At 48.8% G+C, this 7,414-nt stretch carries 6 protein-coding genes and 2 tRNA genes; 6 read left to right on the forward strand and 2 right to left on the reverse strand.

Translation table 11 applies throughout. The features are described from left to right. The first annotated feature begins 411 nt into the window (after positions 1-411). Both V3S16_RS13360 and V3S16_RS13365 read left to right on the forward strand, forming a co-directional pair. Complete coding sequence (locus V3S16_RS13360) at positions 412-1,227, forward strand: type IV toxin-antitoxin system AbiEi family antitoxin domain-containing protein (protein ID WP_413885737.1); 816 nt, start codon at positions 412-414, stop codon at positions 1,225-1,227. Beyond that, positions 1,220-2,413, forward strand: coding sequence for a nucleotidyl transferase AbiEii/AbiGii toxin family protein (locus V3S16_RS13365; RefSeq protein WP_413885739.1), 1,194 nt, complete (start codon positions 1,220-1,222; stop codon positions 2,411-2,413). Before V3S16_RS13360 ends, V3S16_RS13365 begins: the two co-directional genes overlap by 8 nt. 136 nt (positions 2,414-2,549) lie before the next feature. Here the strand turns inward: V3S16_RS13365 and V3S16_RS13370 are convergent. Continuing rightward, positions 2,550-2,626 (reverse strand) — tRNA-Arg (locus tag V3S16_RS13370). A gap of 617 nt (positions 2,627-3,243) precedes the next feature. Here V3S16_RS13370 and V3S16_RS13375 point away from each other — a divergent pair. After that, the gene (locus V3S16_RS13375) at positions 3,244-3,468 is read left to right on the forward strand and encodes a CopG family transcriptional regulator (protein ID WP_413885741.1); all 225 of its coding nucleotides are present in this window, start codon (positions 3,244-3,246) and stop codon (positions 3,466-3,468) included. Between the two features lie 157 nt (positions 3,469-3,625). Here the strand turns inward: V3S16_RS13375 and V3S16_RS13380 are convergent. Beyond that, a tRNA-His gene (locus tag V3S16_RS13380) sits at positions 3,626-3,700 on the reverse strand. A gap of 442 nt (positions 3,701-4,142) precedes the next feature. On the opposite strand from V3S16_RS13380, the gene V3S16_RS13385 reads away from it, so the two are divergent. The 3 genes from V3S16_RS13385 to V3S16_RS13395 all read left to right on the forward strand — a co-directional run. Then, positions 4,143-4,316 (forward strand): hypothetical protein, encoded by a 174-nt coding sequence (locus V3S16_RS13385; RefSeq protein WP_413885743.1) that lies wholly within the window; start codon positions 4,143-4,145, stop codon positions 4,314-4,316. Positions 4,317-4,330: 14 nt separating this feature from the next. After that, positions 4,331-6,241, forward strand: a complete 1,911-nt coding sequence (selB, locus tag V3S16_RS13390) for a selenocysteine-specific translation elongation factor (protein WP_413885745.1) — start codon at positions 4,331-4,333, stop codon at positions 6,239-6,241. A gap of 38 nt (positions 6,242-6,279) precedes the next feature. Next, positions 6,280-7,414 (forward strand): DUF2333 family protein (locus V3S16_RS13395; protein WP_413885747.1); only part of this gene is annotated, 1,135 nt, incomplete at its 3' end.

The raw sequence follows: 7,414 nt of genomic DNA on the forward strand, positions 1-7,414 counted from the left end.
CAAAGGGATTTTCGGTTTAGCAGATTTTAGGTGATTTTATCGATTTTGGCAGATTTTGGAATGATTTTCACACACAGATTCACACACAAAATGGTTTCGGCGAACTCGCATGTGAGTGGACCCGATACGGCAGTTCGTTCATTACCTGGATAAAAACACCTCCAATAGTTCATTACTGGAGGTGTTTTTATCCAACCGACCTGTCAACTGGTTCCCGGCTATCGGGATCGGTTCGTTCGGGGAATCGCTTCTTCGGAAATAGTGCAGAGAAAATTGTTAGTATATTAAGTACAACATAGTTCATATATAAGTTGAATTATTGCACTTACAATATACTTTTCAGGCTGCAGATGATATACTTCAGACGCGGTTGTTCTCATTATCTAAGAATAATAGCACTTAGGATATAGTATGGGACGTATAGAAGGTTTAGGCCGTATCGACCGGGAACGACTATCAGCGGTGATTCGGGAAACGTCAGGTACCGTTTCTGTCAGCGATGCAACGGATATCCTGAAGGTATCCCGAACTGATGCCGCCAAAATGCTCGCTCGATGGGCAAACAAGGGTTGGCTCTCCCGCGTACGCCGTGGCCTTTACGTGCCGGTACCCCTTGAGTCTCGAACTCCGGATGTGCCGTTAGAGGATCCTTGGCTGATCGCGGAGCGATTGTACAGCCCCTGCTACATTGGAGGTTGGAGTGCTGCCGGGCACTGGAACCTGACGGAGCAGATCTTCCGAACTCTCGTGGTCATGACCCGACAAAGACCGCGGGACCGTTCGCCTGTCATGAAAGGGGTGAGTTTTCTGCTGCGCACGATTTCCGAGAGATCCCTGTTCGGTCTGAAACTCGTGTGGCGGGGCCAGGTGAAGGTATCCGTGTCTGATCCAACACGCACAGTACTGGACATGCTGAGCGATACTCGATTGGGCGGTGGTCTCCGACCCACTGTGGACGTATTTCGTGGTTATCTACGCTCCGAAAACAGCGATCTGAATCTATTGATCGAGTATGGGGAACGCCTGGGCAACGGTGCTGTTTTCAAACGCCTTGGCTTCTTGCTGGAACGGCTGGCACCTGAGGCGGAGGACGCCATCGTTGCTTGCCGCGCACGGCTTACCCAGGGCAACGCGAAGTTAGACACCGTGCTTGAAACTGGAAAATTAGTCACCCGATGGCGACTGTGGGTGCCAAAGACATGGATCAAGGAGCAAAGAGTTGATTAAGAGACTGGAGGTGATGGAGTTTTCAAGAGAGTTTGGGCTCGATGCTCATGTCGTCGAAAAGGACTACGTTCTTGGATGGCTGCTAGCCGGTATTTCCAGTCATGCTGCACTAGGTTCCGCTTGGGTATTCAAGGGCGGAACGTGCCTGAAAAAGTGTTACTTTGAGACCTACCGCTTCTCTGAAGACCTGGACTTCACTGTCACCGATTCTGACCAGCTGGAGCAAGAATTTCTTACCCATGTTTTTCAAGAGATTGCTGTCTGGATCTATGATCAGGCAGGCATTGAGATGCCCCAGAACACGATCCGGTTTGAAGTCTACAGCAATGCGCGCGGTCGTCCCACCGTCGAGGGGCGGATCGGCTATCGAGGTCCGATGCAGCGTCGGGGTGATCCTCCACGCATCAAACTGGATCTGACAGTCGATGAGATTTTGGTCCTCGAACCGGTAGCCCGTGAAGTGCACCACCCTTATTCCGACAGGCCAGGGAACGGGATTCACGTCCAATGCTACAGCTTTGAAGAGGTCTTCGCCGAGAAGCTGAGAGCCCTAACTGAACGATTACGCCCGCGAGATCTCTATGACGTCGTGCATCTTTATCGACACGACAGTTTCCAACCGGACCGAGCCCTCGTCATGAGCACCCTTAAACAAAAGTGTGCCTTCAAGGGAATAGATGTGCCCACTAGCGCGACTCTTGAGGCTAGCCCGGAACGCACCGAACTAGAGGCTGAGTGGGACAACATGCTCCGGCACCAGCTTCCAGCCTTGCCACCATTTGAACATTTCTGGGGCGAAGTTCCGGCAGTCTTGGACTGGCTAGGCGGCAGCGTCGAGAAGGGGGTGCTGCCTTCAATCGAGACCATGGATATCGGCGTCGACGAGGCATGGGTGCCACCAGCCATGGTACAAGCCTGGGGCGCCTCCGTTCCGCTCGAGGTGATCCGCTTTGCTGCGGCGAATCGGCTTTGCATCGATCTTGCCTACCAAGGGACACGGCGTCTCATCGAACCGTATTCCTTGCGCCGGACCCGGGACGGAAATCTGCTGTTGTACGCCGTGGAGCATGAAACGGGTCAGATCAGGTCCTACAGAGTGGATCGCATTCAAGGAGCTGAGACCACAAATAAACCATTCGTACCCCGTCATAAGGTCGAGCTGACTCCGTACACTCCCGTTTCGTAACCTTCGGGCAAGTTCTCCTGACTGAGCCTCCACCCGTTTCTTCAGCAGTCTCAATTTCGATCTAGAAGGTAGACTCGTTCGTGGGGGCAGGTCACGAATACATAAATTGAGAATCTCTGTAAGTTATTGAAAAGAATGGTACGCCCGGCAGGATTCGAACCTGCGACCTACGGATTCGAAGTCCGGCGCTCTATCCAGCTGAGCTACGGGCGCCTAAATCGTTCAGAATTATTCTCGATAATTCATTATAACTTTTCAACGGGTTACGCAACACTTTTTTGACTGATAATAAACATTATTTGGGCATCTTAGCAGGATTAATTCTGCTGCCGGTTTAAGTTCTCGCTAACAGTTTTTGTATTAATCCGGGAACACCTTTTATCAAAACTATTGGTCTAAACAACCAAAATTGCCCCCTTCTCAGTTCAAAACCGAACGAAACCGTTGCTTTTTAGATTATTTAATGTTATTAGTTGGTTATGAAAAAAATATGGATAAATAAGGCCGACTCGTTTGATGCAGCCGAACGTTTTGAAAGAGAGTACTACAAAAGCTTATCTGCCGTCGAGCGCCTTGAAACCGTTCAGTTTCTCCGTGAAACGTTTTTTCGGTCGTCCGGGATAATCCTTCGTGAAAACGGAAAAAGACTACGAAGAGTTTTTAGAGTTATTAACCAAGCATGATGTCAAGTATTGCATTGTATAGGTGGCAATGGCAGGGAATGTGCGTAAATCCGTATGATCTTAGTAACACAATTCGGTTGGCATGGGTGACATCATGATGACGAAGCATCTTGACATCAGTCGGCAGGTGTGTGTTTTAATGCTATTATGAGAACGACACTAAACATAGATGATGATCTGCTCTTAGCTGCCAAAAGCCTTGCCGAGGCACAATCAACGTCGATAGGCGCGGTTATTTCAGAACTCGCCCGAAGAGGCCTGGAAAGAAACGTTGTACGCAGTAATAAATACGGTTTTCCGGTTTTCTCGGTTCCTGCCGGCGCGCAACCCATAACGCTTGAGCATGTGAAGAAACTGGAGGATGATGTGTGAAAACCAGCCTTCTGGACGTCAACTTGCTGATAGCCCATTCCTCGACGCATTGGAAACAGTTCCGCTAGATTGACCACCTGTCCATTCAGCACCTTTGTACTGCATATAAATAAGGCCTTTGCAAAACACCCCCCTTTTGCAAAGGCCTCAAAAAAAATGGGGTGAGTGACGGGATTTGAACCCGCGACTTCCAGGGCCACAACCTGGTGCTCTACCCCTGAGCTACACCCACCACATTCAGATTGAGTTTTTAAGTATCAGATTGATTGAGCCTTTTCAAGTGATAAAATCGCTCCTCGATTTTATATAACGTTCGCCTTTGGCGAACTCGGAACCAGTGTAAGGGATCAGAGAACAGCCGTTCGACAGGCTCACGGCCATGAGCAACGTCGAATGGAGGACAGAAGTCAGTGAGCAGTAAGCAGCAAAACGTTATCAGTAACCAATGACTAATGACCAATGACTAGCGCAGCATACGCTACAACCCGTAACCTGAAACCCGCAACGCGCAACTCGTAATGCGCAACGCGCCACCATTTGAACATTTGACTTATATTTTGTTAACTTGTTATTGACCCATTATAGGTTCTGATATATTGTTTTTTGCAATAAAATCGTGTTACGATTTTATGAAACGCGGCTACGCCGCTTTATTTGAAGGAAGGTTAAACATAGTGAATCAATTGAACATTTTTGCGATTCGAGCGATATTAGGTGCTGCTTTTGCCGTCCTGCTGTCGCGCTTTTTCTATCCCCAGGCTAATATCGTCTATGTAATCGCCTTAGGAATTTTTTTGGTGGGGATGGCGTATGTTATGGAGTACTTTAGGAGCAAAAAATCAAGTTAAGGAGTACAACAAGTTTGAAACAGGTTATTCTCGGCACCGCCGGACACATCGATCACGGAAAAACGTCTCTAATAAAAGCGGTTACCGGTATTAATACCGACCGCCTCAAGGAAGAAAAACTCCGCGGTATCACCATCGAATTAGGATTTGCATACATTGACCTTCCCGGCGGACAGCACATGGGGATTGTCGATGTTCCCGGTCATGAAAAATTTGTTAAAAATATGGTTGCCGGAGCTACCGGGATCGACATTGTGGCCATGGTAATCGCCGCCGACGAAGGCGTGATGCCCCAAACCCGGGAACACATGGACATTTGTACCCTTCTGGGTATCAAATACGGGCTGGTGGTTCTGACCAAGATCGACCTTGTGGATGAAGAATGGCTGGAACTGGTCATCGATGACATCAGAGGTTTTACCCGGGGAACATTCTTGGAAAACAGTCCCATCGTACCGGTATCGTCGGTTAACGGCCAGGGCCTTCCCGAATTTATAAAGACCCTGGAGGAACTCAACACCAAGGTGCCCGAGCGTTCATCCTCCAGCCTGTTCCGGCTTCCTGTTGACCGGGTTTTTACTATGAAAGGGTTTGGTACCGTGATTACCGGCACCCTGATTTCCGGACGCGTTCAGGTAGGTGATACCATCATGATATACCCTTCCGGTATTACTTCCAAGGTACGGGGAGTTCAGGTCCATAACCAAAGCGTTAATATGGCCGCCGCCGGCATGCGAACGGCTATTAACTTTCAGGGACTTGAAAAAGCCGCGGTCAGCCGCGGCGAAGTTGTTTCCAACCCGCAAGCCTTAATATCGAGTTACATGCTGGACGTTTCCCTGCACTACCTTGGCAGCAACAAAAAACCGCTTAAAAACCGTACCCGTGTCAGATTCCATGCGGGGACCAGTGAGGTCCTCGGTATCCTGGTACTGCTTGATACAGAGGAACTTCCTCCGGGCGAAACAACGTTAGCCCAACTGCGGTTAGATGCTCCTATGGCTTTAATCAAGGACGACAGGTTTGTCATCAGAAGCTACTCGCCCATACGCACCATCGGCGGCGGCCAGATCCTGAACCCGATCCCGCCCAAGCATAAGCGCTTTAAACCTGAGATTGTCAAAGGGTTAAAAAGCCTTATTGGTCAGGAGCCTGAAGCCATTATTGCCTATCACGTCGACGCGGCCGGCTATGGCGGGGTTTCCTTTTCCAAGCTTAAAATTATGACCAGTTTGCCCGAAAAACAGCTCCTCAACAATTTGCAGGAGCTGCTTTCAAAACGGGTAGTGATTATGGCTGACAGGGAAAGCCGGATTTATATTCATCAAAACAGCTTTAACGAGCTTAAAAAAGAGGCTTCTGTTCATCTTGACACCTATCACCGGACCAACCCGTTGAAAGCGGGAATGCCCAAAGAAGAACTCAGGTCCAAGTTCCCTGCTGTTCAGGACTCAAAACTTTTCAATCTGGCGCTCAATCAAATGATAAAGGACCAAGAAATCGTCCAGGATGAAAATACGGTTCGCCTGGCCTCTCACAAAGTTTCCTTAGGTATTGATCAGGCCCAAGTCAGAAATAAGATTTTAAATGCTTATCATCAAAGCGGTCTTACGCCGCCATATTTTAAGGAACTCTCAAAGACCCTTGACATCGATGTTGATCGGGCCAAAGAAGTGCTTATGCTGCTCATCGAGGAAGGGCTGCTCGTTAAAACCAAAGAAGACCTTTATTTTGATGTAAAGGCGATCGAAGATTTAAAGCAAAGACTGGTCGACTTTTTGGTGGCCAACAAAGAACTTACAACCCCGCAATTCAAAGATATGACGGGAGTCTCACGCAAATTTTTAATACCGTTGATTGAATACTTTGACACCCAAAACGTGACTATCCGAATTGGAGATATCCGCAAACTCAGAAGCGGGTAGCATGTTGCCGGCCAATTGCTTAGGTACAGGGAGACATCATGGAAACTTCAAAAAACAACGATAATAATATTGAAGCAACCGAATTTAAAATTTTTGCCACAAAACGCGTCGTCGCCGGCATATTGCTGACCGTCGTGGCCCTGTGGGTTGTGGGCACCGTTCTAGGATTCTTCGAACAACCTGCCGGTGTTCAAATCGCCCGGCAGCACGACATTGATAAAGTAAAAGAAAAGGCCGCTGATAAACCCGACGCGCAGCCCCCTCACAAACAACCGGAAACCACTAAGCAGGCGCCCGTTAAAGCAAAAATCGATTACAAAGAAGGTACGGCCGGCTATATCACGAGTACCGATTTGATTGCCAGGGATACCGTTGCCGGCGGAGCTGTGAAAAAGGAGCCCATTGAAGCCGTTCATGAAAAACCGCAAGCCACTGAACCTGCTCAGGAAGAACCCGAGGCCCAGAAACCCGCTCCTTTAGCTGTCTCTGATGGTATTGAAATTACCGCAGTCCAAAAAGCTCGACCCAAAGGTGTCGCCTTTATTGAAGCCATTAGCAAACCGCTGGCTTATGAATTGCACGATAGATTCTGGGGATGGCGTCCCAATGACATCTTAAATTTTACCGACAACATCAACAATTTCCAGCTGGGCGTGCTGGAGGTCACCCGCCGAACCGTCGTGATTCTGACGGAAAGAATATCCCGTACCGGCAGTACCGCGGCATTTGATAAAAACCTGGAACGCGCCATGAACTGGTTCATGATAAAATCAGACCGCTACTGGTTCCCGTCTCCGGAATCAAAATACAGTGCCGGCCTCAAAGAACTGGAGATTTACAAGGAAAAGCTGGAAAAAGGTGAAGCTAATTTCTACACTCGAACCGATAATTTAATCCCCCTGCTGATGGCTTATGCAGACCTGCTGGGGAGCTGCGACGAAAATCTGGTCAAGTATGAGGAAGACGACGGCACGCCGGTCAGTTTTTTTAAATCCGACGACTACTTTTTTTATGCCCTGGGCGTGGCCAGCGCCATGTACACCATCCTTGAAGCGATCCAGGAAGACTTTCATGCCGTTATAGAGTCGCGGCGAGGATTGGAAGTCCTGCATCGTGCCATTGAATCCAGTCGCCGTGCCATTGAAATCAAACCCTGGGTCATTACCAACGCCA

Source organism: Candidatus Desulfatibia sp. (assembly GCF_036446775.1).
In the GTDB taxonomy this organism is placed as follows: Bacteria; Desulfobacterota; Desulfobacteria; order Desulfobacterales; family UBA11574; genus Desulfatibia_A.

Bases quoted from the DNA above. Each gene is read 5' to 3' on its own strand.
- V3S16_RS13375 (WP_413885741.1), top strand. From the start codon at position 3,244: ATGAGAACGACACTAAACATAGATGATGATCTGCTCTTAGCTGCCAAA.
- V3S16_RS13360 (WP_413885737.1), top strand. From the start codon at position 412: ATGGGACGTATAGAAGGTTTAGGCCGTATCGACCGGGAACGACTATCA.